The organism is Micromonospora sp. WMMD730, from assembly GCF_049178955.1.
GTDB classification, from domain to species: Bacteria; Actinomycetota; Actinomycetes; order Mycobacteriales; family Micromonosporaceae; genus Micromonospora; species Micromonospora wenchangensis.
Window position 1 is genome coordinate 894241 of the sequence record NZ_JBMHML010000002.1, and the last position, 24087, is coordinate 918327.

19 protein-coding genes are annotated in these 24087 nt (G+C 75.1%); 12 read left to right on the forward strand and 7 right to left on the reverse strand.

The features are described 5' to 3' along the window. Nucleotides 1-89: 89 nt before the first annotated feature. From ACN265_RS04145 to ACN265_RS04170, 6 genes are all read left to right on the forward strand, one after another. Nucleotides 90-920, forward strand: a complete 831-nt coding sequence (locus ACN265_RS04145; RefSeq protein ID WP_204926858.1) for a DUF4097 family beta strand repeat-containing protein — start codon at nt 90-92, stop codon at nt 918-920. Continuing rightward, complete coding sequence (locus ACN265_RS04150) at nt 917-1534, forward strand: PadR family transcriptional regulator (RefSeq protein ID WP_363656194.1); 618 nt, start codon at nt 917-919, stop codon at nt 1532-1534. Before ACN265_RS04145 ends, ACN265_RS04150 begins: the two co-directional genes overlap by 4 nt. A 119-nt stretch (nt 1535-1653) precedes the next feature. Continuing rightward, complete coding sequence (locus ACN265_RS04155; RefSeq protein ID WP_067312683.1) at nt 1654-2355, forward strand: response regulator transcription factor; 702 nt, start codon at nt 1654-1656, stop codon at nt 2353-2355. Then, nucleotides 2352-3902 (forward strand): sensor histidine kinase, encoded by a 1551-nt coding sequence (locus ACN265_RS04160; RefSeq protein ID WP_204926860.1) that lies wholly within the window; start codon nt 2352-2354, stop codon nt 3900-3902. Before ACN265_RS04155 ends, ACN265_RS04160 begins: the two co-directional genes overlap by 4 nt. Before the next feature lie 84 nt (nt 3903-3986). Next, nucleotides 3987-5606 carry a S1C family serine protease gene (locus ACN265_RS04165; RefSeq protein ID WP_357927850.1) on the forward strand — a complete coding sequence of 540 codons (1620 nt, stop codon included), beginning with the start codon at nt 3987-3989 and terminating at the stop codon, nt 5604-5606. A gap of 190 nt (nt 5607-5796) precedes the next feature. Then, nucleotides 5797-6906, forward strand: coding sequence for a glycosyltransferase family 4 protein (locus tag ACN265_RS04170; protein WP_420117939.1), 1110 nt, complete (start codon nt 5797-5799; stop codon nt 6904-6906). A 28-nt stretch (nt 6907-6934) separates the two neighbouring features. Here the strand turns inward: ACN265_RS04170 and ACN265_RS04175 are convergent, their stop codons facing one another. Continuing rightward, nucleotides 6935-8605, reverse strand: coding sequence for a protein kinase domain-containing protein (locus ACN265_RS04175; protein WP_421406082.1), 1671 nt, complete (start codon nt 8603-8605; stop codon nt 6935-6937). A gap of 194 nt (nt 8606-8799) precedes the next feature. Between ACN265_RS04175 and ACN265_RS04180 the strand changes: the two genes are divergently transcribed. The 5 genes from ACN265_RS04180 to ACN265_RS04200 all read left to right on the forward strand — a co-directional run bounded on the left by ACN265_RS04180 (nt 8800) and on the right by ACN265_RS04200 (nt 16170). Continuing rightward, nucleotides 8800-9630 carry a patatin-like phospholipase family protein gene (locus ACN265_RS04180; RefSeq protein ID WP_204926863.1) on the forward strand — a complete coding sequence of 277 codons (831 nt, stop codon included), beginning with the start codon at nt 8800-8802 and terminating at the stop codon, nt 9628-9630. Continuing rightward, complete coding sequence (locus ACN265_RS04185) at nt 9630-10649, forward strand: 1-acyl-sn-glycerol-3-phosphate acyltransferase (RefSeq protein WP_420117937.1); 1020 nt, start codon at nt 9630-9632, stop codon at nt 10647-10649. Before ACN265_RS04180 ends, ACN265_RS04185 begins: the two co-directional genes overlap by 1 nt. A 52-nt stretch (nt 10650-10701) precedes the next feature. Then, nucleotides 10702-11022: a divalent-cation tolerance protein CutA gene (gene cutA, locus ACN265_RS04190; protein WP_363656206.1), complete on the forward strand. Its 321-nt coding sequence runs from the start codon at nt 10702-10704 to the stop codon at nt 11020-11022. Between the two features lie 48 nt (nt 11023-11070). Then, nucleotides 11071-14904, forward strand: coding sequence for an SCO7613 C-terminal domain-containing membrane protein (locus ACN265_RS04195; protein ID WP_421406083.1), 3834 nt, complete (start codon nt 11071-11073; stop codon nt 14902-14904). A gap of 114 nt (nt 14905-15018) precedes the next feature. Continuing rightward, the gene (locus ACN265_RS04200; protein ID WP_420118815.1) at nt 15019-16170 is read left to right on the forward strand and encodes an FHA domain-containing protein; all 1152 of its coding nucleotides are present in this window, start codon (nt 15019-15021) and stop codon (nt 16168-16170) included. A 51-nt stretch (nt 16171-16221) separates the two neighbouring features. On the opposite strand, the gene rocD is transcribed toward ACN265_RS04200, so the two are convergent. The 3 genes from rocD to ACN265_RS04215 all read right to left on the reverse strand — a co-directional run bounded on the left by rocD (nt 16222) and on the right by ACN265_RS04215 (nt 19453). Next, nucleotides 16222-17436, reverse strand: a complete 1215-nt coding sequence (gene rocD / locus ACN265_RS04205; RefSeq protein ID WP_204926869.1) for an ornithine--oxo-acid transaminase — start codon at nt 17434-17436, stop codon at nt 16222-16224. Beyond that, entirely contained in the window at nt 17433-18248 is an 816-nt protein-coding gene (gene ddaH, locus ACN265_RS04210) for a dimethylargininase (protein ID WP_420116913.1), read from the reverse strand. Before ddaH ends, rocD begins: the two co-directional genes overlap by 4 nt. A 353-nt stretch (nt 18249-18601) precedes the next feature. Then, on the reverse strand, nt 18602-19453 hold the full coding sequence (locus tag ACN265_RS04215) for a thrombospondin (RefSeq protein WP_421406085.1): 852 nt from the start codon (nt 19451-19453) through the stop codon (nt 18602-18604). A 157-nt stretch (nt 19454-19610) separates the two neighbouring features. Between ACN265_RS04215 and ACN265_RS04220 the strand changes: the two genes are divergently transcribed. Continuing rightward, a complete protein-coding gene (locus tag ACN265_RS04220) occupies nt 19611-20417 on the forward strand; it encodes an Fpg/Nei family DNA glycosylase (RefSeq protein WP_204926873.1) in 807 nt (268 codons plus the stop codon). Nucleotides 20418-20434: 17 nt separating this feature from the next. Here ACN265_RS04220 and ACN265_RS04225 read toward each other — a convergent pair whose 3' ends face one another. The 3 genes from ACN265_RS04225 to ACN265_RS04235 form a co-directional block, all read right to left on the reverse strand. Next, nucleotides 20435-21301, reverse strand: a complete 867-nt coding sequence (locus ACN265_RS04225) for an aminoglycoside phosphotransferase family protein (protein ID WP_421406087.1) — start codon at nt 21299-21301, stop codon at nt 20435-20437. Nucleotides 21302-21422: 121 nt separating this feature from the next. Beyond that, on the reverse strand, nt 21423-22793 hold the full coding sequence (locus ACN265_RS04230) for an FAD-dependent oxidoreductase (RefSeq protein ID WP_421406088.1): 1371 nt from the start codon (nt 22791-22793) through the stop codon (nt 21423-21425). Nucleotides 22794-22832: 39 nt separating this feature from the next. Beyond that, nucleotides 22833-23972: a carboxylate-amine ligase gene (locus ACN265_RS04235; protein ID WP_421406089.1), complete on the reverse strand. Its 1140-nt coding sequence runs from the start codon at nt 23970-23972 to the stop codon at nt 22833-22835. Nucleotides 23973-24087 lie beyond the last annotated feature (115 nt).

Consider the following 24087-nt stretch of genomic DNA (forward strand, 5'->3'; position numbering starts at 1 on the left):
GCGACAGTCTTGTTCTATCGCGATGTATCGCGTTATGCTTCCTCCGTGCAGTGGCGCGGCCGTCGGCCGTGACCCCGGAGGGAGACGCCATGACCAACTGGAAGGTCGACAGACCACAACGGATCACCATCGACGAGCCGGTCACCCGGCTCGACGTCCGCCTGGTCACCGGGCGGCTCAACGTGGTCGGCACCGACGGGCCGGCGCGGGTCGACGTCACCCGGGTCAGCAGCCGGCCGGTCCTCGTCGAGCACCACGACGGCGTCCTGCGGATCGAACACGAACGTCCACCCCGCTGGCCCGGGTTCCTCTGGTGGCTCGGTCAGCTCGGTCGCCGGTTCCGGGCCGAGGTGTCCGTCGCCGTCCCGGCCGGCACCCTGGCCGACCTGCACCTGGTCGACGGCACGCTGGTCGCCTCCGGGCTGTCCCACGACACCACCGTGGACGTCACCTCCGGGCAGATCACCCTGATGGGGCTGGCCGGGCGCACCAACGCGCGGATCGTCTCCGGCCCGGTCGAGGCGCTCGGCGTCACCGGCGACCTCGTCCTGAACACGGTCTCCGGTGAGGTGACCCTCGCCGACAGCGCCGCCGGCCGGGTGCACGCCAACACCGTCTCCGGGGCGATCACCTGTGACCTGGACAATCCCCGGCGCAGCGACATCCGGCTCACCACCATCTCCGGGCCGATCACCGTCCGGGTCCGCGAGGACAGCGACCTCGCCGTCCACCTGCACACCACCTCGGGCCGGATCACCAGCGGTTTCCCCCAGGTCGGCGGCGGGTCCGGCGTCGGCTCGGTCAAGGACAGCCACGGGGTGCTCGGCGCGGGCGCGGGTAAGCTCTGGGCGTCCGCGACGTCCGGCAGCATCGCGCTGCTCGCCCGGCCGGTGGACGCCGACCAGGAGGAGCTGCCGTGACCGCCGTGTTCAGCCACGGCCGGCTGCGGCTCTACCTGCTGCGGCTGCTCGACGACGGCCCCAAGCACGGCTACGAGCTGATCCGGCTGCTGGAGGAGCGTTTCCTCGGCCTGTACGCCCCGAGTGCCGGCACCATCTATCCCCGGCTGCAACGGCTGGAGGCCGACGGCCTGGTCACCCACACCGCCGCCGGTGGCCGCAAGGTCTACGAGATCACCGAGGACGGCCGGGCCGAGCTGCGCCAGCGCGCCGACGAGCTGACCACCCTGGAGTCCGACATCTCCGCCTCGGTGGAGGATCTGTCCGCACTGGCCGGCGAGATCCAGACCGAGGTACGCGGCTCGGTGCGCGACCTCAAGCGGGAGCTGCGCGAGGCCACCCGGCAGACCCGGCAGACCCGCTGGGACCGGCCGGCTCCCGGCCCCACCCCCCGCCCGGCGACCCCCACCACCGACGGCTCCCCCCTGCTGGTCGAGTTCGACAGGCGGCTGGCCGAGTTCACCGTCGAGGTGGGTGCGCTGGTGCGCGCCGGGCGGCTCAGCGACACCCAGTTGCGGACCGCGATCCGGGTCCTCGACGGCGCGTTGGACGGGCTGCGCCGGCTGCTGCGGTGACCGCCGGCTCGCAGGGTGCGGGCCGGCAGAGGGCGGGGAGCCGGCGTCGGCGCGGCTTCACAGGGTTTTTGCAGGAAGCGTCCAGCACCGACGCAGCGACGTCACGGATGATGGCCAGCATGGCCGCTACCCAGACCGAGGCGCGACTGCTCGTCGTCGAGGACGATCCCAACATCCTCGAACTGCTCTCCGCCAGCCTCCGCTTCGCGGGGTTCGACGTGGCGACCGCCACCAACGGCAGCGCGGCCCTGCACGCGGCCAAGGACCACCGCCCCGACCTGGTGGTGCTCGACGTGATGCTGCCCGACCTGGACGGCTTCGAGGTCATCCGGATGCTCCGCGAGGGCGGCACGCGTACCCCGGTGGTGTTCCTGACCGCCCGGGACGCCACCGACGACAAGATCCGTGGGCTCACCCTGGGCGGCGACGACTACGTCACCAAGCCGTTCAGCCTGGAGGAGCTGACCGCCCGGATCCGGGCGGTGCTGCGGCGTACGGCCACCGGCGAGCACGCCCCCTCCCGGCTCACCTTCGCCGACCTGGAGCTGGACGAGGAGACCCACGAGGTGCACCGGGCCGGTCAGCGGGTGCAGCTCTCGCCGACCGAGTTCAAGCTGCTGCGGTACCTGATGCTCAACGCCAACCGGGTGCTGTCCAAGGCGCAGATCCTCGACCACGTGTGGAACTACGACTTCCGGGGTGACGACAACATCGTCGAGTCGTACATCTCGTACCTGCGCCGCAAGGTCGACAACACCCAGCCCCGCCTGATCCACACCCTGCGCGGCGTGGGCTACGTCCTGCGCAAGCCGGCGGCGTGAACCCGCTCGACGAGGCGAAGGGGCGGCTCCGGAGCATCCCGCTGCGGGTCAAGCTGGTCGCGGCGGTCCTCACCCTCGTCGCCATCGCCCTCGTGGTGATCAGCTCGCTGACCACGTACTTCCTGCGGGAGTACCTGATCGGCCAGGTCGACGACCAGTTGCGCGGTGACACCAACGGGGTGGCGCGGGCGCTCGGCCAGGGACGGGGCCCGCTCCTGGTGGGCATCCCCACCGACTACGTGGCCGCGCAGGCCAGCCGGACCGAGGTGGAGGGGCCGTCGCGCTACTCCGGCCTGCGTCCCGAGGAACTACCGGAGTTCCCGACCGACTTCGCCGGTTTCTCGGCCCTGGTCGGCGACCCGTTCACCGTGCAGTCCATGGACGGCCGCACCCGGTGGCGGATGCTCTACACCGACCTCGGCGACGGCCGGGTCCTCGCCTTCGGCCAGCACATGACCGACGTCGACCTGGCGGTCAAGCGGCTGATCTGGATAGACATGCTGGTCGGCGGGGCGGTGCTGATCCTGCTCGCCTCGATCGGCGCGGCCATCGTGCGGACCAGCCTGAAACCGCTGGTGGAGATCGAACGGACGGCTGCGGCGATCGCCGGTGGTGACCTGAGCCGTCGGGTGCCCGACCCGGAGGAGGGTCAGGAGTGCGCCACCTCCGAGCTGGGCCGGCTCTCCCGGGCGTTGAACGCGATGCTGGCGCAGATCGAGGCCGCCTTCACCGCCCGCGCCGCCTCGGAGATGGCGGCCCGTACGGCGGAGGCCGGTGCCCGGGACGCGGCGCACGCCGCGCTGGCGTCGGAGGCCCGCGCCCGGCGTTCGGAGGAGCGGATGCGGCAGTTCGTCGCGGACGCCTCGCACGAGCTGCGGACCCCGTTGACCACCATCCGGGGCTTCGCCGAGCTGTACCGGCAGGGGGCGGCCCGCGCCCCCGAGCAGACCGCCGACCTGCTGCGCCGCATCGAGGACGAGGCGGCCCGGATGGGGCTGCTGGTGGAGGACCTGCTGCTGCTCGCCCGGCTGGACCGGGAACGCCCGCTGTCGCTCGCCCCGGTGGAGTTGCCGGTGCTCGCCTCCGAGGCGGTCGAGGCGGCCCGGGTGGTCGCCCCCGAACGGCACATCGAGCTGGAGATCGCCCCGGACTCGGGCCCGCTGGTGGTGCACGCCGACGACGCCCGGCTGCGGCAGGTGATCGGCAACCTGATGACCAACGCGTTGACGCACACCCCGCCGGAGGCGTCGGTGACCCTGCGGTTGTGTTCCGAGGACGGGAACATGGCCGTGGTGGAGGTGATGGACACCGGGCCGGGGCTCGCCCCGGAGCAGGCCGAGCGGGTCTTCGAGCGGTTCTACCGCGCCGACGCGGCCCGGACCCGCCGGGCCAGCGGGATCACCAGCACCGGACTGGGGCTGGCCATCGTCGCGGCGCTGGTCAGCGCCCACCAGGGCACCGTCGAGGTGGACGAGACGCCGGGCGGCGGGGCGACGTTCCGGGTCCGGCTGCCCCTGCTGCCCGACGCGGACGGCGACGCGGAGTGACGCCCCGCCGGCCCCGCTGTGACTTTCAGAAAACTTCCAGGCGGGTTCCAGGTGGGTGACAGTGCGACGGGGAAAGCTAGGGGCATGACCGAGTTCGAGACCGACCCGCAGCGTCGGCCGGCTGCCCCCGACGCCGAGCCGTCGCACCCCTCCGCCGAGCCTGCCCGCGCCGTGCGCGGCGAGTCCGACACCCCCAACACCCCCGGTCAGGCCGCCGGCACCGCGGGGGAGCCGGCCGGCACGGCCAACCCCGGACCGGGGTACGCGCCGCCCGCGTCGCCGTACGCGCCGCCCGCCGCCACGCCGTACCCGCAGTCGTCGTACCCGTCCGGTGGCGGCGACCAGCAGTACCGGCCCGGCTATCCCGCGTCCACCGGCTACCCGGCGGGCCACTCCCCGGCGGGGCAGTACCCGTCGGCGGGCTACCAGCCCGGCCAGCAGCAGCCCGGGTGGGCCGGTGGCTACCCCGGTCAGCACCGTCCCGGTCAGCCGGGCGCGGGCACCGGGTCGGCCGGCTACCCCGGTCAGTCCGGTGTCGGCTACGGCCAGCCCGGTGTGGGCCAGCCGTCCGCCGGCTACCCGGGGCAGGGCGGGCCGCAGCACCCCGGCCAGCCGACTCCGCCGTGGGCGCCGGCCCCGGCCCCGCAGGCCGGCAAGGTGGCCAAGTTCGTCGGCGCCGGGGTCGCGGTCTTCGCCCTGATGCTCGGCTCCGGCGTGGCCGGTGGCGCGCTCGCCCTGGCGGTGGACGGCGACCGGGGCGGGATCACCCGCAACTACTCGGCCGCCCCCGTGATCAACAGCGCCGACCTGCCGAAGATCGCCGCCTCGGTGCAGGACAGCGTGGTCTCGATCATGACCGACAGCGGCGAGGGATCGGGCGTGGTCCTCAGCTCCGACGGCTTCGTGCTGACCAACAACCACGTGGTCGCCTCCGCCTCCGGCGACGCCGTCCGGGTGGTCTTCGCCAACGGCAAGACCGCCCCCGCCAAGATCGTCGGCACCGACCCGAAGACCGACCTCGCGGTGGTCCAGACCAGCGGCATCGACAACCTCAAGGCGGCGAAGTTCGGCGACAGCGACGCCATGCAGGTGGGCGACCAGGTGCTCGCCCTGGGTAGTCCGCTCGGCCTGCAGGGTTCGGTGACCGCCGGCATCCTCAGCGCCCGCGACCGCACCATCCAGGCCGGCAGCGGCAACGGCCCGCAGCAGTCCCCGCAGGGCGGTGCCAGCTCGATCTCCGGCCTGCTCCAGACCGACGCCCCGATCAACCCGGGTAACTCCGGTGGCGCGCTGGTCAACACCCGGGGTGAGGTGATCGGCATCAACACCGCCATCGCCACCGCCGGGCAGGGCAGCACCGGCAACATCGGCGTCGGCTTCGCCATCCCGAGCAACAAGGCCAAGGACGTCGCCGAGAAGCTCCAGCGGGGCGAGAAGGTCAGCCACCCGTCCCTGGGGGTCAGCGTCAACGCGGCCGAGGACGGCGGGGCGCTGGTCGCCTCCGTCGCCGGCGGCAGCGCCGCCGAGAAGGCCGGCATCCAGCGCGGCGACGTGATCACCAAGTTCGGGGACAAGGTGATCAACGACTCCAATGATCTGGTCGGCGCGGTGCAGGCCGGCAAGGTCGGCGACCGGGTCCAGGTGACCTACAAGCGAAATGGTGCCGAGTCGACCGCAACCGTGACGCTCGCCGAGACGTCGTAACCACAGACCTGCCTCCTCCGGGCGGCGGGCGGCGGAGCCAAGGGGGTTGGCTCCACCGCCCGCCGCCGCACGCGCCCCGGACGGGCCCCACCCGCCCGGGGCGCGTTTGCCTGTCCGGCCAGGGGGAAATCGCCGCCGATCCCGCCGGACACACCTGCCGGACCGGGACAACGGGGGAGGATTCGTGGCAGTGACCCACCGTCCGTCGGAACGTCCGCCGTCCGGGCCGCCACTGCGGGTCGCGATGCTCGTGCCACCCTGGCTGTCGGTGCCACCACCGGGGTACGGCGGGCTGGAGCAGGTGGTGCACGGGCTGGTGGACGCGCTGGTCGGGCACGGGCACCGGGTGACCCTCTTCGGGGCCGGACGGCAGCACGGCACCACCGCCGACTTCGTCTCCACGATCGACGAGTTGCAGTACGACCGGCTGGGCGAGTCGCTGCCGGAACTGGCCCACCTGGCCCGGATCAACCGGCTGGTCTCCGCCGTCGACTTCGACGTGATCCACGACCACACCACGATCGGGCCGCTGGTGGCCGCCCGCCGTGCGGTGCCCACCGTGGCCACCGTGCACGGCAACCCGGTCGGCGAGTACGGGGCGGTGCTCGGCGACACCGACCACGGGGTGGGTCTGGTGGCCATCTCGCACGCCCAGCGCCGGTCCAACCCCACCCTGCCCTGGGTGGGTACGGTGCACAACGCGCTCGACGGCCGGGACGTGCCGGTCAAGCGGGAACCCGGCCGGGGCCCGGTGCTCTGGCTGGCCCGGTTCAGCCCGGACAAGGGCCCCGACACGGCGATCCGGGCCTGCCGGGCGGCCGGCCTCCCGCTCACCCTGGCCGGCAAGTGCAACGAGCCCGCCGAGCGCCGGTACTTCGCCGAGGTCGTCCAGCCGATGCTGGGCCACGACGTCGACGTGGTCATGAACGCCGACCGGGAGGCGACCCTGCGGCTGCTGGTCGACGCCCGTTGCCTGATCATGCCGATCCAGTGGGAGGAACCGTTCGGCATGGTGATGGTGGAGGCCATGGCGACCGGCACGCCGGTGGTGGCGCTGCGCCGGGGCGCGGTGCCCGAGGTGGTGGTCGACGGCGTGACCGGGCTGGTCCGCGACGACGCCCGGGAGCTGCCGGCGGCCCTGCGGGAGGTGGTCCGGCTCGACCCGGCGGCCTGCACCGCGCACGTGGCTGAGCACTTCTCCACCGAACGGATGGCCCACGGCTACGAGGCGGTCTACCGGGCCGTCGCGTTCGGCACGGCCCCACCGCTGCGCCGGCCCGTCGGGCTGCGCACCCGGTGACAGGTACGCGGCGGGTCGGCGCGGGCGCTCAGACGGTGGTCGCGGCCAGGTCCCGGACGGCGGCGTCGAGCTGCCGGCCGTACGCCGGGGTGATGCCCCCCTCGTCGATGCGGCGGGTGACCTTCTCGCGCAGCGCGGTCACCTGAGCGGGCACGTCGGAGCGGCCCTCGGCGGCGGACCGGGTCAGGTTGGCCAGCACGTTGCGCAGGTCCAGGCCGACGTCCTCGCGGACCTCGCCGGTGCGGACCCCGTCGTCGATCAGCCGGCGCATCCGGTCGGCGGCCTCGGTCAGCCCGCCGCCGCCCTGCCCCCCGCTCGGCGTGGTGGCCGGCGGGCGCGACGGCGCGGGTGCGCTGGTGGCCCGCCGGGGGGCCGGCGGCGCGGTGGGGTCCGTCGCCGGCTGGGTACGTGACGGGGACGGTTCGGTCACCGGGGTCTCGCTGCGCCCGGCGACCGGCGGGGTGTGGGTGCCGGGTTCCAGCAGCGGGGCGAGCAGGAGGACCGCCGCCGCGGTCAGCACCACCAGCACCCCCACCGCCACCAGCGGGCGGCGCGACGGCGGCAGCAGCTCCGGCTCGGCGGTCGCGTCCCCCGGGCCGGCCCGCCGGGCGTCCGGGGTGCCGGTGTCCGTCGTCGCCACGGCCCCGGCCCGGCCACCGACCGCGGCCCCGCCGGCCGGCGCGGTGCCGTCACCGGGGCCCGCCGTGACACCGCCCGCCGATCCGGCACCGCCCGCCGCTGCCGCACCGATGCCCGCTGCCGCGCCGACGGCGACCGGCCTACCGGGCCGGTCGCCCGGGGCGTCGCTCCCGGGGACGGCGGGCAGGGTGACCGTCGGGGAGAGCATCGTGGCCGCCTGCGGATCACCCGGCAGCAACTGGTCGCGCAGCGCGGTGGCGACCTGGTGCGCGGTCGGCCGTTCGTGCGGGTCCCGGGCCAGGCAGCGCAGGCAGACGTCGACCACCACCGGGGGCAGCCCCGGTACGCCGTCAAGCGACGGCGGTCGCTCGTCGGCGATCGCGGCGGCGAGCTGCTCCCAGGTCTCGGCCGGGTACGGCGGCTGGCCGGTCAGCGTCTCGTAGAGCAGCACGCCGAGGGAGTAGACGTCGGTCGACGGCTGGGCCGGTGCACCGTCCAACCGCTCCGGCGCGACGTACGCCGGGGTGCCGAAGGTGCCGCCGTCCTCGTCGTCGTCGGGGGTGCCGGCCTGGGTGGCGATGCCGAAGTCGAGCACCTTCGCGCCGACCCGGGTCATCATCACGTTCGCCGGGGTGATGTCCCGGTGCACGATGCCGAGCCGGTGTGCCGCCGCCAGCGCCTCGGCCACCTGGGCACCGATCTCGACCGCCTCCGGCCAGGGCAGCGGACCCTCGCTGAGCCGGTGCTCCAGCTCCTCTCCGGTGAGCAGCTCCATCACCACGAACGAGGTGATCTCGCCGTCCGGGGCGAGCGCCTCGCCGTAGTCGTGCACCGCGGTCACGTGCGGATGGACCAGCTGGGCGGCCGAGCGTGCCTCCTCGCGCACCATGTCGCGGAACCGGGCGTCGGCGGCCAGCGACGGCGCGAGCACCTTGACCGCGACGACCCGGTCGAGCACCTCGTCGCGGGCCCGCCAGATCACCGACATCCCGCCGGCCCCGATCCTGTCGAGAAGCCGGTACCTGCGGGCCAGCAACCTACCGGCGTTCAGGGCTGCCATCAGTGTTCGCACCTGCCTGGGGTTCGGGGTGGTGTCAGGTTGCGCGAATGTGTCCCCCCTGTCAACGGTTGTCCACTTGCCCGATGACCCTCCGCAGTGGCGGTTTCGCCCACCGCCACCGGTTGCCGGGCGCGTGCGGCGGTGACCAGCGGCTGCACCACGGTCACGGGCGGTGGCGTGCCAGGATGAACGGCATGAGTGGCGGTCCGGTGGCGTTCGTGCTCGGCGGCGGGGGAGTGCTCGGCGCGGTCGAGGTGGGAATGCTGCGCGCCCTGTTCCGGGCCCGGATCCGCCCCGACGTCGTGCTCGGCACCTCGATCGGCGCGGTCAACGGCGCGCTGGTCGCTGCCGACCCGTCCGAGGCGGTCACCGACCGGCTGGTCCGGCTGTGGGCGTCCCCGGAGGCGAGCGAGGTGTACGGCGACTCGGTCGCCCGGCAACTGCGCCGCTTCGCCGCCCGTACCCACCTGCACTCGCCCCGGCCGCTGCGCAAGCTGCTGGAGGGGGAACTGGGCGCGGACACCACCTTCGCCGACCTGAAGGTGCCGTTCCGCTGCTGCGCGGCCAACATCGAGCGGGCCGCCGAACACTGGTTCCACACCGGACCACTGGTGTCGGCGGTGCTCGCCTCCGCCTCCGTGCCGGGGCTGCTGCCGCCGGCACAGATCGACGGCCAGCACTACATAGACGGCGGGATCGTCAACTCGATCCCGATCGGCGAGGCGGTCGCCGTCGGCGCGACGCAGATCTTCGTCCTCCAGGTGGGGCGGATCGAACGGGAGCTGACGCCGCCCCGCCGGCCGTGGGAGATCGCCCAGGTCGCGTTCGAGATCGCCCGCCGGCACCGGTTCGCCCGGGAGATGGCCGCCCTGCCCGACGGGGTACGGGTGCACGTCCTGCCGACCGGCGGGCTGGAGCCGCGCGACGACAGCCCGTGGGCGTACCGGGACATGGCGGCGGTGGGGCGGCGGATCAGCCGCGCGTACACCGCGTCCCGGCACTACCTGGCGACCCTGGACCGCTGATGCCGCTGCCCCCTCGGTGGGTACGCCGGCTGCTGTTCGCGCCCGGGGTGATCCTGCTCGCGGTCACGGTGCTGACCACGGTGCCGGTCTGGGCGCTGCTCGCGCTGGCCGCGTCGCCGTTCGTGCCGGGCCGGTTGCGCCCGCTGCGGCTGCTCTGGATCGGCTGCGTCTACCTGGTCTGGGACGCCGCCGCGCTGGTCGCCCTCTTCGTGCTCTGGCTGGCCTCCGGGCTCGGCAGGTGGAAGCGCACGCCGGCCTTCCAGCGGGCGCACTACGTGCTCGCCGGCTGGTTCCTGCGGGTGCTGTTCTGGCAGGCCCGGTGGACGCTGCGGCTGAGCATCGACGTGGTCGGCACCGACCCGGACACCGCCCTGCCCGGCCGGCCGGAACTGGTGCTGTGCCGGCACGCCGGCCCGGGTGACTCGTTCATCCTGATCCACTCCCTGGTCAACTGGTTCCAGCGGGAGCCCCGGATCGTGCTCAAGGAGACGCTCCAGTGGGACCCGGCGATCGACGTGCTGCTCAACCGTCTGCCCAACCGGTTCATCGCCGCCGGTGACGGCCGAAACGAGGCGGTCCGGCAGATCGGCCACCTGGCCACCGGGCTGGACGACGACGACGCCTTCGTGATCTTCCCGGAGGGTGGCAACTTCACCCCCGGCCGACGCGTACGGGCCATCTCCAAGCTGCGTGCGCTCGGGCTGGAGCGGATGGCGGTGCGCGCCGAACGGATGCAGCACGTGCTCGCCCCGCAGCCCGGCGGGGTGCTCGCCGCCCTGGACGCCGCCCCGGAGGCCGGCGTGATCTTCGTGGCGCACACCGGCCTGGACCGGATGCTCACCGTCGCCGACGTGTGGCGCGAACTGCCGATGGACAAACGGATCGTGATGCGGTTCTGGTCCGTACCGCCCGAGGACGTCCCGACCGGCCGGCAGGAGCGGATCGACTGGCTCTTCGACTGGTGGGACCGGATCGACAGGTGGATCGCCGACAACCGGGACAGCGTGACGGCACGGTGAACGCACCGTCACGGTCGACCGGTTCGCCGCCGTTCCCGCGTAAGGTGCGCAGGTGGACCAGATCTGCGTGGTGACGACGGTGGTGGACTCGCGCTCCGTCGCGGACCTGATGGCGGCCGCCGCGGTGGCCGGGCGACTGGCGGCCTGCGCCCAGGTCGGCGGCCAGGTCGACAGCACGTACTGGTGGCGGGCCGGGGTGGAGACCAGCACCGAGTGGTCGGTGCAGTTCAAGACCGCCCCCGACCGGGCCACGGCGCTGGTCGCCCAGATCCGGTCCAACCATCCGTACGAGGTGCCCGAGATCCTGGTCACCTACGCCGAGAGCGGCGACCGGGCATACGCCACCTGGGTGCACGAGAACACCCGTACCTAGGTACGGGCACTCTGGCCTCCGGTTGCGGCCCACCGGCAGGATGGCCGGGTGCAGAACACCGGTTACCCCTGCCCCCGCTGCGGAGCACCCGCCGAGCTGACCCGTGGGTGCGCCGGCTGCGGGCTCGGGCCGTACCCGCCCGCCGCCGAGGTGGTCCGGTTGGACCGGGAGATCGTCGCCCTCGGCCGGGAGGTCGAGCGGGCCCGGCAGGCGTACCAGGGGCTCGGTGGCCGACTGCTCGCGGCGCAGCGCCGGCGGGCGGAGCTGGCGGCCCGCATCCGCCGGGAGATCCCCGCCCCGGTCCCGGTCGGCGCGGCGGTCCGTCCGCCCGCGCCGGCGGCCCGCCCCGCCGCGCCGGCCGGCACCCCGGTCGCCGCGCCGGCCGGACCCCCGACCGCTCCGGTCGCGCCGCCGGTGCGCCCGGGGACGCCGGTACCGCCGGAGGTGCCCGCCCGTGCCGTGCCACCGACCGGGCCGGTGCCCCCGCCGGCCGCGCTGGACACTCCGGGTCGCCCGGAGACGTCCACCCGGACGATCCAGTGGCTGCTGTTCGTCCTCGGCGGCCTGCTGCTGGGCACGGCGGCGGTGGTCTTCACCGCCGTCGCCTGGGCCACCGTGGGGGTGGCCGGACGCGCGCTGATCCTGGCCGCGTTCACCGCGCTCGCCCTGACGGTGCCGCTGGTGGCCAAGTGGCGTGGCCTACGCGGCACCGCCGAGACGTTCGCCGCCGTCGGCCTGCTGCTGGTGGTCCTCGACGGGTACGCCGCCTGGTCGGTGAACCTGCTCGGCACCGCCGACTGGCCGGGCACCCGCTACGCCGCCGTGGTCGCCGGGGCCAGCGCGGCCGTCGCCGCCGGGTACGCCCTGCTCAGCCGGCTCACCGTGCCGTGGTTCGCGGCACTGTTCGTGGTCCAGCCGGTGCTGCCGCTCGCGGTGGCGCAGTCCCGTCCGGGAGCCACCGGCTGGACGCTGACCTTCCTCGGGGTGGCGCTGCTCGATCTCGCGGTGGTGGTCGCGCTGCGCCACCGCTCCCCGGCTCCGGCCGGGTCTGATCCCGCCGCCGCGGTGCCGGCCGCGACGGTGCCACCCGCGGCGGCCACGGCCGTCGCGGGTCCGGGGGGAGGGGTGGTGGTGCCCGCCGGGGGGTCGGGCACCACCACCGCCCCGGCGGACGGGGGTCCGGCGGCCGGCGGGGGGCCGGTCGCCGGGCCGTCCGGTTCCGTGCTCGCCGGCCGGGTGCTCGGTTGGCTCGGCTTCGGTGCCGCGCTGACCGTCGCCGCGAGTTGCGCCCTGGTGCCGCTGGCGCTGGGTCGGGCCGGCGGTCAGCCGCTGCTCGCCGGTCTGCCGTTGCTCCTCGTCGGCCTGGTGCTGGCCGGTGCGGCCCGGGTCGCCGCAGCGACGGTGTTCCGGCAGATCACCGCCGGGCTGCTGGTGCCGCTGCTGGCCGTGGCGGTGCTGCGGCCGGTGGCGGAACTGCGGGCCGGGTTCCTGCTGCTCGCCGTCGGCCTGGTGGCCGCCGCCCTGGCCGGTGCCGTCCGGCTGCTGCCGCAGCGGCACCGCACCGGTCCCCGGGTCGGCGCACTGCTGGTCGCGGGCGGTGCCGCCCAGGTCGTCGTGCTCGCCACCGGGGCGGTGGCGGTGCTCGCGGTGGACCGGTCGCTGCCCGCCTGGCAGGGTGCCGCCGCCGGGCCCGATCTCGCCTGGGGCTGGCAGCTGCCGCTCGTCGTCCTACTCACCGCCGGTGCCGGTCTCCTGCTGCTGCCGAGGGCGGCCCGCCCGGTGACCGTACTGCTGGCGGTGGTGCTCACGGCGGCGGCGCTGCCGGCGGTCACGGTCACCCCGTGGCCGGCCACCCTCGCGGTCGACCTGGTCGTCGGCGCGGCGCTGCTGCCGGTCGCGGTGCTGCGCGGCCGGCGCGCCCCGACCGTGCTGGTCGGCGCAGCGGGGGCCGCGGTGCTGCTCGGGCACGGCCTGCTGGTGGCCTCGGCCGCCCCGGTCGGGATGCTGGTGGCGCTCGGGGTGGTGCTGGTTGTCGGACTGTCGGTGGCGCTGCCCGGCCGGCCGGCGAGCGCCGTCGCGGGCCGGGTCGCCGGGGTCGCGCTGGCGGTCGCGCTGCTCACCGTGCCGGCCGGCGCGTCGGTCGCGTCGCGGGCCGTCGGGGCGCCGCCCTGGTGGCAGTTGCGGGCCGGGTTCGTCGCCGCCGTGCTGCTGCTGGTCCCGCTGCTCGCGCTGCGTCGCCGCCGCCCCGACCTCGACGGGTACGCCGGCACCGCGCTCGCCCTGGCGCTCGCCGCCGTGGTCGTGCCGACCGTCGTACCCGGTGGGGAGCCGTTCGCGCTCTATGCGGCGCTGGCGGTAGTCGCGCTGGTACCGGCCGACCGGCGGACCGCACCGGTGACCCCGGGCCGGGTGGTCGGCGCGGTGCTGGCCGGTCTCGCGCTGGTCGCCGCCGCGCCGGTGGCCCTGGCCGCGCTCGTCGCCCCCTACGGCGGGCCGGTGCGGCCCTGGTCGGGCGTGCCGGTGGGGGACGGGCCGCCCGGTGCCCTCGTGGTCGGGGCGGCGCTGCTGGTCCTCGCCGGTACGGCCGCGCTGGTCGTCCACCGGCACACCGGTGACCGGTCCGGGGCGGCCGTCGCCGCGCTGCCGTTCGGGGCGGCGGCGCTGCCCGTGCTCCTGCTCGGCGCGGACGCCCCCTGGCCGGTGGTGCCGGCGGCGGTGCTGCTCGTCGGGATCGCCGCCCTGCTCACCGCCACGCTCACCGGCCCGGCCCGGCCCGCCGCCCCGGGCGCGGCCGTTCCCCCCGGGACCGCGCCGGTTGCTACCGGGACCCCCTCGGGCGTTCCCGGCATCGCGCCGGGCGTTCCCGGAGCCGTCGAGCCGGCCCCGGCCCCCGGCCGTGGCCGGGCGTTGCTGGTGCCGGTGACCACCCCGATCGGTCTGCTGTGGACGGCCGCCGGCCTGGTCGGGCTGCTCGCCACCCGGGCCGGCACGCTGGCCGGGCTCGCCCTGCTGGTGGTCGCGGCGGCGGTGGTCGGCGCGATCGGCCGGCGGGCCGAGGTACGGCTGCTCGGCTTCCTGACCGCCGTCGCGGCGGCCACCGGGTTCGCGCTCACCGCGCCGCTGGCCGCCGACCTGCCGCTGCGCACCGCCGGTTTCCCGGTGCTCGGGGTGGCGGTGGCGGTGCTCCTCGGCGCACCCGCGCTGGCCCGGCGCGGCTCGTTCACCGTACGGGCGCTGGAGGTTGCCGCGCAGGCGGTGGCCGTGCTCGCCCTGCTGCTCACCGTCGGCGCGATCCGGTACGCGGCGGTGATCTGCGTGCTCTGGGGAGCCGCCGCAGCACTGCGGGTGCTGTACCCGGGCCAGTCGGCCGGCCGGCGGTGGGCCTTCGGGGCGGTGGCCGGCGGCAGTGAGCTGCTCGGCGCGTGGCTGCTGCTGATCAGCGGCGAGGTGGTGCTGCTGGAGGCGTACACCCTGCCGGCGGCCGGGCTGACCCTGGTGGCCGGGCTGCTCGCGCTGCGCGCCCGACCCGGGTTGACCAGCTGGCTCGCCCTCGGCCCCGCACTGGCCACCGGGCTGCTGCCCAGCCTGGTGTCGGTGCTGGTGGCCGCCGACCCGCAGCCGTGGCGGCGGCTGCTGCTGGGCGGTGCCGCGCTGGCCGTGGTGCTGGTCGGCGCGGTGCGGCGCTGGCAGGCGCCGGTGGTGCTCGGCGGGGGTGCCCTCGTCCTGCTCGCGGTGCACGAACTGGTCCGGGGGTGGGACCTGCTGCCGCGCTGGATCTACCTGGCCGTCGGCGGGCTGGCGTTGATCACCCTCGCCGCCACCTACGAGCGGCGTCGGCGTGACGTGGCCCGGTTGCGCGCGGCGGTGGGCCGGATGGGTTGACCCGGGCACCGGTAGGGTCGTGCCAGGGCAGCGCCTGTTCACCCCGGCGGGCAGGTGCCGACCGGGCCCGGCGGTGGCGGCCCGGCCGATCGACGACATCCTCCGGAGCGCGCGATGAGATTCGAGATCAGCAAGGTGCTGGACGCCATCGAGGGACGGGTCTGCACCGATCCGTCCCTGGCCCGAGCGGTACTCGACCTGGCCGAGGTGATCCGCTACCAGGATCTCGACGGCGGTCGCCCGGCGAGCCTGCTGCGGCTCGGCATGGTGATCGACGCGCTCTCCCGCGAGCTGGCCGAGGACAGCGTCCCGGTCTACGCGATCGTGCACCGGGCGCTGCTCTCCGACGCGGACCTCACCTCCAACGAGCGGATGGTGGTCCGCCGCTGGGCCGACGACGGCCTGGTCGAGGTGCTCGACAACCCGGGTGACCGGATGCTGGAGGTGGCCGACCTGCTCGGCCTGCCCGTGGTCAGCCGGGTCCGGTTCGACGGCCTGCGCGGCCGGTTCCCGTGGCTGGTGGAGCAGCCGGGGCGGGTCGTCGCCCCGGTGCCCGGCGCGGGCGGCCCGGCCTTCGTCGCGCACGTCGGGGGCGGGCACACCCCGGTCGAGGGTGACCGGTCCCCGGTCGGCGGGCAGTTGCTGGCCCGCACGTGGCGCTGCCCGGAGCCGGGCTGCGCGCTGTTCGGCGGCGGCGGGGGCGGCGGGGCGTTCGCCGACCTGGCCCGGGTGGACCGGGCCCCGGCGGGTCAGCCGCCGCCCGCCCTGCGCAACGGCGTGCCGACCTGCCCCCGGCACGGTGCCCGGCTCTCCGACGCCGGGCCGCGCCCACGCAGCGAGGTGCTGGCGATCCGGATCGGTGGCCTGATCCGCCGCCGGTTCGTGCTCACCGAGGACGAACCGGTGACTGTCGGTCGGGCCCCCGAGGAGACCGGGGGCGTGATGCTCGGGCAGTGGCTCAACGACGAGGCGCGGCGCTGGATCAGCCGGGCGCACGTCCGCTTCGAGCTGCGCGTCGGCGAGGTCATCGTCACCGACGTCAGCACCAACGGCTCCGGCATCCGGCCCAACGGTTCGATGGCCGAGGCCGACCGCGTCCCGCTGACCCCGAAGCAGTCCCGGGTGCTGGGCGGCGCGGACATGGTGGAGCTGTACCCCGGGGTGCAGGTCGGCCGGGCCCGGGAGCTGCCCACCGGTGCGGCGTTCACCCCGACGTCGGTGATGGCCGAGGCACCCACCATGGCGATGCGGCTGCCACGCAACTGACCCGGCGGCGGGGCGGGCGTCGGGACCGGACGCCCGCCCCGCCGCAGGAGGTCAGCCGGCCAGTACGGCGGCGAGCTGCGCCACCGCGTGGTCGATCTCGTCGGAGGTGATGACCAGCGGCGGGGCCAACCGGATGGTCGAACCGTGGGTGTCCTTGGCCAGCACGCCCCGGTCCATCAGCCGCTCGCACGCCTGCCGGCCGGTCATCAGCGCCGGGTCGATGTCCACCCCGGCCCACAGCCCGCGCACCCGCACCGCCACCAGCCCGCTGCCGAGCAGCCCTTCCAGCCCGGCGCGCAGCCGCTCGCCCAGCTCGGCGGAGCGGCGCTGGAACTCCCCGGTGGCCAGCAGCCGGACCACCTCGGTGGCGACCGCACAGGCCAGCGGGTTGCCACCGAACGTGGAGCCGTGCTGGCCCGGCCGGAGCACGCCGAGCACGTCGGCGTCCGCGGCGACGGCGGAGACCGGCACGATGCCGCCGCCGAGCGCCTTGCCCAGCAGGTACATGTCCGGTACGACGCCCTCGTGGTCGCAGGCGAAGGTGCGCCCGGTCCGCCCCAGCCCGGACTGGATCTCGTCGGCGATGAACAGCACGTTGCGGTCGGTGCAGGCCCGGCGTACGCCCGGCAGGTAACCCTCCGGCGGCAGCACCACGCCCTGCTCGCCCTGGATCGGCTCCAGCAGCACGGCGACGGTGTTCTCGTCGATCGCCGCCTCCAGCGCCGCCAGGTCGCCGTAGGGCACCACGGTGAACCCCGGGGTGTACGGCCCGAAGTCGGCGCGGGCGTCGGCGTCGGTGGAGAAGCTGACGATGGTGGTGGTCCGGCCGTGGAAGTTGCCGTCGGCGACGATGATGTTCGCCTGCCCCGGGGCGACCCTCTTGACCTGGTAGCCCCACTTGCGGGCCACCTTGATGCCGGTCTCGACCGCCTCCGCGCCGGTGTTCATCGGCAGCACCAGGTCCTTGCCGCAGAGCGCGGCCAACTCCCGGCAGAAGTCGGCGAACTGGTCGTGGATGAACGCCCGGCTGGTCAGGGTGAGCCGGTCGAGCTGTTCGTGGGCGGCCTGGATCAGGGCCGGGTGCCGGTGGCCGAAGTTCAACGCCGAGTAGCCGGCCAGGCAGTCCAGGTAGCGCCGACCGTCCACGTCGGTGAGCCAGGCGCCCTCGGCGGAGGAGATCACCACCGGCAGCGGGTGGTAGTTGTGCGCGGTGTACCGTTCCGCGTCCCGGACGGCGGACGGGGTCCGCAGCATGTCCTCGATCACTGGCTCGCCTTTCCCTGACGGAGTCGCAACGTGCAGCACTTCGGTCCGCCGCCGGCCTTGCGCAGCTCGGACAGGTCGACACCGATGGTCTGGTAGCCCCGGTCGCGCAGCTGCGCGGCCAGCCCGGTGGCCTGCGCGGGCAGCACCACGTGCCGGCCGTCGCCGACCGCGTTGAGGCCCAGCACCTCCGCGTCGGCCATGGTGGCGTGGACGGCGTCCGGGAAGAGCCGGCGCAGCACCGCCCGGCTGCCGGGGGAGAACGCCTCCGGCAGGTACGCCACGGTCCGCTCGTCGAGCACGGTCAGCGCGGTGTCCAGGTGGTAGAAGCGCGGGTCGACCAGTTGCAGGGTGACGACCGGGTAGCCGAAGACCTCCTGCAACTGGGCGTGCGAGGGGTGCGCGGTGCGGAACCCGGTGCCGGCGAGCAGGTGGTCGCCGACCAGCAGCACGTCCCCCTCGCCCTCGTTGACGTGCTTCGGGTCGTACACCTCGAAGCCGGCGGCCTCGAACCAGGCCCGGTAGGCGGGGGCCTCGTCGGCGCGCTGCGGGTCGCGGAACTGCACGGCCATCGCCCGGTCGCCGATGACCGTGCCGCCGTTGGCGGCGAAGACCATGTCCGGCAGGCCGGGGACCGGGTCGATCAGCTCGACGGTGTGGCCGAGGTCGAGGTAGGTGCGGCGGAGCTGCTCCCACTGCCGGACCGCCAGCGCGGCGTCGACCGGCGCGGTCGGATCCATCCACGGGTTGATGGCGTAGTCGACGGCGAAGTACGTCGGCCGGCACATCAGGAAGCGCTGGCTGGTGGCGTCCATCGTCATTGTCCTGCTCCCGGGGTCGGGCGCGCCCGGCCTCCGTGGCCCACGGGCTGGCGCCGTGGCTCAACGGTATGCGGCCCGGCCGTACGACAACCACCGCCGAACCGTGCGTCCGGCGGTGGTTCGTTGCGTGTGACCCGAACGCGACGGCGATCCGTTGCGTGAGGGCGAACCGCGAAGGGGCCGCCACCCCGGCGGGAGTGACGGCCCCTGTGCGCATCGGTGGCGGCGAACCGCTGCCCCCGAACGAGTGGGTGCCCGGCTGGTGAACCACCAGACTGGTCGGGCGGTGCCGGCGAGCCGGCTGGTCCAACGTCGCCGGCGAACCGCCGGCGAGATCAAATGTGCCCTCAGAACCGGTCCACAAACTGTGAGTCAAGCCACTCCCGGAACCGGGCCACCCAGTCGCCGTCGGTGGTCGGCCAGTCGAACTGGCCGGTGAAGGCGAGCACGCCCAGCACCACCGCGGCCAGGCCGACCAGGATGCCGGCCAGCGCGTCCGTGGTGCCGGCCACGTGCCGACGGCGGGTCGCGATCAGGCCCAGCACCGAGCAGACCGCGCCGAGCGCGCCGAGGGCGATGCCGTACCCGGCCAGGGTGCCGGTGAGCACGAACGCCGCGCCCACCACCGAGACGATCAGACCGAGGGTGGCGAGCAGGCTGGTCCTCGGCTTCGGCCCGGCCACCACCGGCGGCTGCGGGTCGGCCCCGTCGGTGTCCACCCGGTCCCGGTCGACGGGGCGGGCGTCGACGGGCGGGGGCGGCGCGACGGGCGTCCGGTCCCGGTCGACCGGCCGGTCGGCGTCCACCGGGCGCGGTGCGGTGCGGACCGGACCGGTGTCGGCGACCCGGATCGGGTCGGTCGGCGTGCGCGGCTCGTCGTCGACCGGAGCGGGCCGGGCGGCGGCAGCGGCGCTGCGGGTGCCGTCGACGGCGCTGCGGGCGGTCGCCGCCCGCGCCAGCGCGGCGCGCTCCGCCGCCCGCTGCTCCGCGTCGCCGTCGGTGGCAGCTCGGCCCTCGACGGTGCGCCGCGCCACGTCGGCGTCGCGCTGGCCGTCGGCGGTCGGCGACCCGCTGCGGTACGTCGTCCGGTCGCCGTCCCGGTCCGTCACCACCGGCTGGCCGTCACGCGCGTCGACCACCCCGTCGCCGTTGCTGTCCTGCGCCGTCCGGCGGCGCAGGAGGGAAGGAACGTTCACCATCACACCTCCTCGTCGATGCGTGCAGCCCTCGGAAGGGTCGGTGGCCGCCACGCGGGAACACCCACGATGTACCCCGTCCGTCGATCGACCACACTCCGGGCGACCCGGACGGCACCGTCGCCGGCGGGACCGGGGCGTCGGGCTACCCTTGGCACCCGTGCCAGAGGGACACACCATCCACCGCCTCGCGACCCGCCACGCCGAGCTGTTCGCCGGCGACAAGGTCACCGTCAGCAGCCCACAGGGCCGCTTCACCGAGGGTGCCGCGCTGATCTCCGGCACCGTCCTGCACGGCACCGAGGCGTACGGCAAGCACCTGCTGCACCACTACGCCGACGAGCGCACCCTGCACGTCCACCTGGGCCTGTACGGCAGGTTCACCGACGGGGACGGCGAGCCGCCCGTACCGGTGGGGCAGGTCCGGCTGCGGCTGGCCAGCGACCGGCACTGGCTGGAGCTGCGCGGACCCACCGCCTGCGAACTGCTCACCCCGCCCGAGGTGGCGGCGTTGCGCGACCGGCTCGGCCCGGACCCGCTGCGCGCCGACGCCGACCCCGACCGCGCGTACGCCCGGATCGGGCGTAGCCCCACCCCGCTCGCCGCGCTGCTGCTCGACCAGTCGGTGGTGGCCGGCACCGGGCTGATCTTCGTGACCGAGGTGCTGTTCCGGGCCGGCCTGCGGCCGACGCTGCCCGGCCGGCAGCTCACCCCGGCGGGCTGGACGGCGCTCTGGGCCGACCTGGTGGCGCTGATGACCCTGGCGGTGGTGCGCGGCCGGATCGACACCGTCCGCGACGCCCACCTGCCCGAGGCGATGGGCCGCCCCGCCCGGGTCGACCGGCACGGCGGCGAGGTGTACGTCTACCGCCGTGCCGGCGCGCCCTGCCACGTCTGCGGCAGCCCGGTCAGCCGGGGCGAGCTGGCCGGCCGCAACCTCTACTGGTGCCCCACCTGCCAACGCTGACCCCGTCCGGCGGGCGGCTACGGGCCGTCGACGAGCCAGCGGGCCACCTCGACCTGGTTGGTGAAGACCGTGTCGCCGTCCAGGCTCCACGCCAGGCAGTGCGCGATCGTCCAGCCGACCACCCGGTCCCGGTCGAGGCCGAGCGCAGCGGTGACCCGGTCCAGCCGACGCCGTACCGCCTCGGGGGAGTGCCCCAGCTCGACCCCGCGCACGATCGGCACCACCGCGAACTCCCGCTCGCCCAGCAGCGGCTTCGGGTCGATCACCAGCCACGGCTCCCGGGTGGCCCGCAGCACGTTGCCGGCGTGCAGGTCCTGGTTGACCAGCACCTGCTCGCCCTGGGTGTCGACCAGCCGGTCGAGCTGGTCGAGCGCCGCGTCGACCAGCCGCCGCCCGTACGGCCGGCCGGCCCGGTCCCACCGCTCGGGTAACCGGTGCCGCCAGCCCGTCGCCTCCTCGGCGAGCGGGATGAACGGCCCGGCCGGTCGCCGCCACAGCCGGGGCAGCAGGCCGGCCACCACGTCCACGGCCTCGTCGGCGGGCAACTCGTGCAGCGGTGAGCCGGGCCGGCACCGCTCCACCAGCAGCGCCCGCCGCTGCGGGTCGTGGGCGAGCAGCCGGACCGCCGCCTCGCCGTCCCAGTGCGCCAACGCGTCCGCCTCGTGCCGGCTGTCCGGGGCCGGGTACTGCAACTTCAACACCGCCGGGGTGCCGTCGGGCAGGTCGGCGGGCATCGCCAGCGAGGCGAACGCGTACGGGAAGGGCGGCCCGAGCCGCAGCGACCACTGCTGCGCGCACTCGTCCCGCCACCGGGCCAGCGTGGCCAGCCACTCCCGCCCCTCCGGCGTCTGCCGCACCCACGACAACCCCGCCGGAATCTCCATCGGCCCATTGTGCGGATCGGGGAGAGTCGTTGTCGCCCCGGCGACAACAACTCTCCACGATGCGCGCCGCGCCGCGTGACGGGGGCGGGGTGGTCGGCGTGGGTGCGGTAGGCGGGGGGCTTCAGCGGTCGAGGGCGTCGACGGCCTTGCGGGCGGCGATCAGCACCGGGTCCCAGACCGGCGCGTACGGCGGGGCGTAGCCGAGGTCGAGGGCGGTCATCTCGTCCACCGTCATCTCGTTCCACAGCGCCACGGCCAGCGCGTCGATCCGCTTCGCCGCCTCGGAACGGCCGACGATCTGCGCGCCGAGCAGCCGACCGGTGGGCCGTTCGGCGATCAGCTTGACCGTCATCGCCTGGGCCCCCGGGTAGTAGCCAGCCCGGTTCGTCGACTCGGCGATCACCGAGACGAACTCGAACCCGGCCGCCGTGGCGTCCCGCTCCCGCAGCCCGGTACGCCCCACCTCCAGGTCGCACACCTTCGTCACGGCGGTGCCGATCACCCCGGGGAAGGTGGCGTACCCGCCGCCGATGTTGATCCCGGCGACCCGGCCCTGCTTGTTGGCGTGGGTGCCGAGCGGGATGTGCACCGACATGCCGGTGACCCGGTGCAGGGTCTCCACGCAGTCGCCGGCCGCCCAGACGCCGGGCACCCCGGGCACCCGCATCCGGCGGTCGACGCGGACCCCGCCGGTCTGGCCGAGCGGGAGGCCGGCGGCGGCGGCGAGCGCGGTGTTGGGGCGTACGCCCAGGCCGAGGACCACGACGTCGGCCGGCACCGGCCCGGCGGAGGTGACCACCGCGGACACCCGGCCGTCGCGCTGCTCGACCCCGCTGACCGTGACACCGGTACGGATCTCGACGCCCAGCCCGCGCATCGCCTCGGCGACCAGGCGGGCCATGTCCTCGTCGACGGTGGCCATCGGCTGCTCGCCCCGCTCGACCAGGGTGACGGCGAGCCCGCGCTGGATCAGCGCCTCGGCCATCTCCACCCCGATGTAGCCGCCGCCGACCACCACCGCCCGGGTCGGCGTCGGGTCGGCGTCCAGCCAGGCCCGCAGCGCCGCCGCGTCGTCCAGGGTCTGGATGCCGAAGATGCCGTCGACGTCCTCGTCGGCCCAGTCGGGCTGGTTGGGCACCGAACCGGTGGCGTACACCAGGGTGTCGAAGCGTTCGCGGACCTCGCCGCCGTCGTCGAGCCGGCGGGCGGTGACCTCGCGGCGGTCGAGGTCGATGCCGGTGACCTCGGTACGCAGCCGTACGTCGATGGCGAAGTCGTCCCGGAAGGTGGCCGGGTCGCGGGCGATCAACGCGTCCCGATCCTCGACCAGACCGCTGATCCAGTACGGGATGCCGCACGCCGAGTACGACGTGAAGTGTCCCCGCTCGAACGCCACGATCTCCAGGTCGTCGACGCCCCGGCGGCGACGGGCCTGGGACGCCGCCGCCATGCCGGCGGCGTCCCCACCGACCACGACCAGCCGCTCTGTCACGACGCCCAGTCTTCCACGCACGCCTCGCCCCCGGGCCGGTCAGCCACGGGTCTGCCGGGCGACCTCGGCGACCACGTCCTCCAGCCGGCCCGAGCGGGCGAACACGGCCCGCTGCCGGGCCGCCCCGGTGCCGTGCCGGCGCAGCGTGGCCAGCAGCTCGGTCACCTCGGCCAGGTCGTCGTGCGCCGTAAGCGCCGGGCGGACCCGCTCGACCAGCCGGTCGACCAGTTCCCAGGCCGGGCACAACTCGCCGTTGGTCAGGTCGACGCCGTCGCCCTCCAACCCGTCGTGGGCGGCCCGCCAGTGCGCGGCCACCAGCAGGTGGTGGTCGGTGTTCACCGGCGGACGGCCCGCCGCCACGTCGTCCATGGCGGTGGCGACCAGCGCCCGCACCAGCCCCGCCACCAGCACCGCGTCGTCCACCGACGGGCAGACGTCACCGATGCGGACCTCCACCGTCGGGTACTTCGCCGACAGCCGGGCGTACCAGTAGAGCATCCCCTCGTCGAGCATCACCCCGCTGGCGATCAACTGCCTGATCAGCCGCTCGTAGTGCTCGTACGACTCCAGGTAGGGGGTGGGCGCGACCGACGGCCAGCGTTCCCACTCGACGGAACGCCAGCTCGCGTACCCGGTGTCGACCCCCTCGGAGAAGGGCGAGTTGGTGGTCATCGCGTGCAGCACCGGCAGCCACGGCCGGATGTGGTTGAGCACCTGCACCCCGGTGTCCGGGTCGGGCACGCCCACGTGCACGTGCATACCGTTGTTGCCGGGGCCGGGCACGAGCAGCCGGAACCGTTCGATCATCCGGTCGAAGCGGGGCTTGTCCACCACCGGCGGCACCGGTCCCGCCACCGGGCCGGTGCCGATGGCCAGCACCCGGACGCCGGCCCGCTCGGCGGCGTCGGCCAGCGCGCCGCGCAGCACGCCCAGCGAGTGCCGGATCGAGCCCAGGTCCAACCCCGGCGGGCTGCCGATCTCGATCTGGCTGGTCTGGAACTCCCGCTCCACCTGCCCGCGCAGCTCCGCCGGCACCTGCGCCATGACCAGGTCGACGGCGGGCACCGCGGCACCGGTGTGCGGATCGACCAGGAGGAACTCCTCCTCCACGCCCACCGTGAGCCGGTCGGGCCCGGTCCGCTCCGGGGCCATCGCCCCGGCCGCCACCCCACTGGTCATCGCCATCACCGTCCGTCCCGTCCCGCCGCGGCGGGTCCGCCGCGGTGCTGCCCGCCCATTACCCGCGGTGTCCGGCGGAGAAAACGCGACACGGCGCGTCGTCGCGTCGGATGCT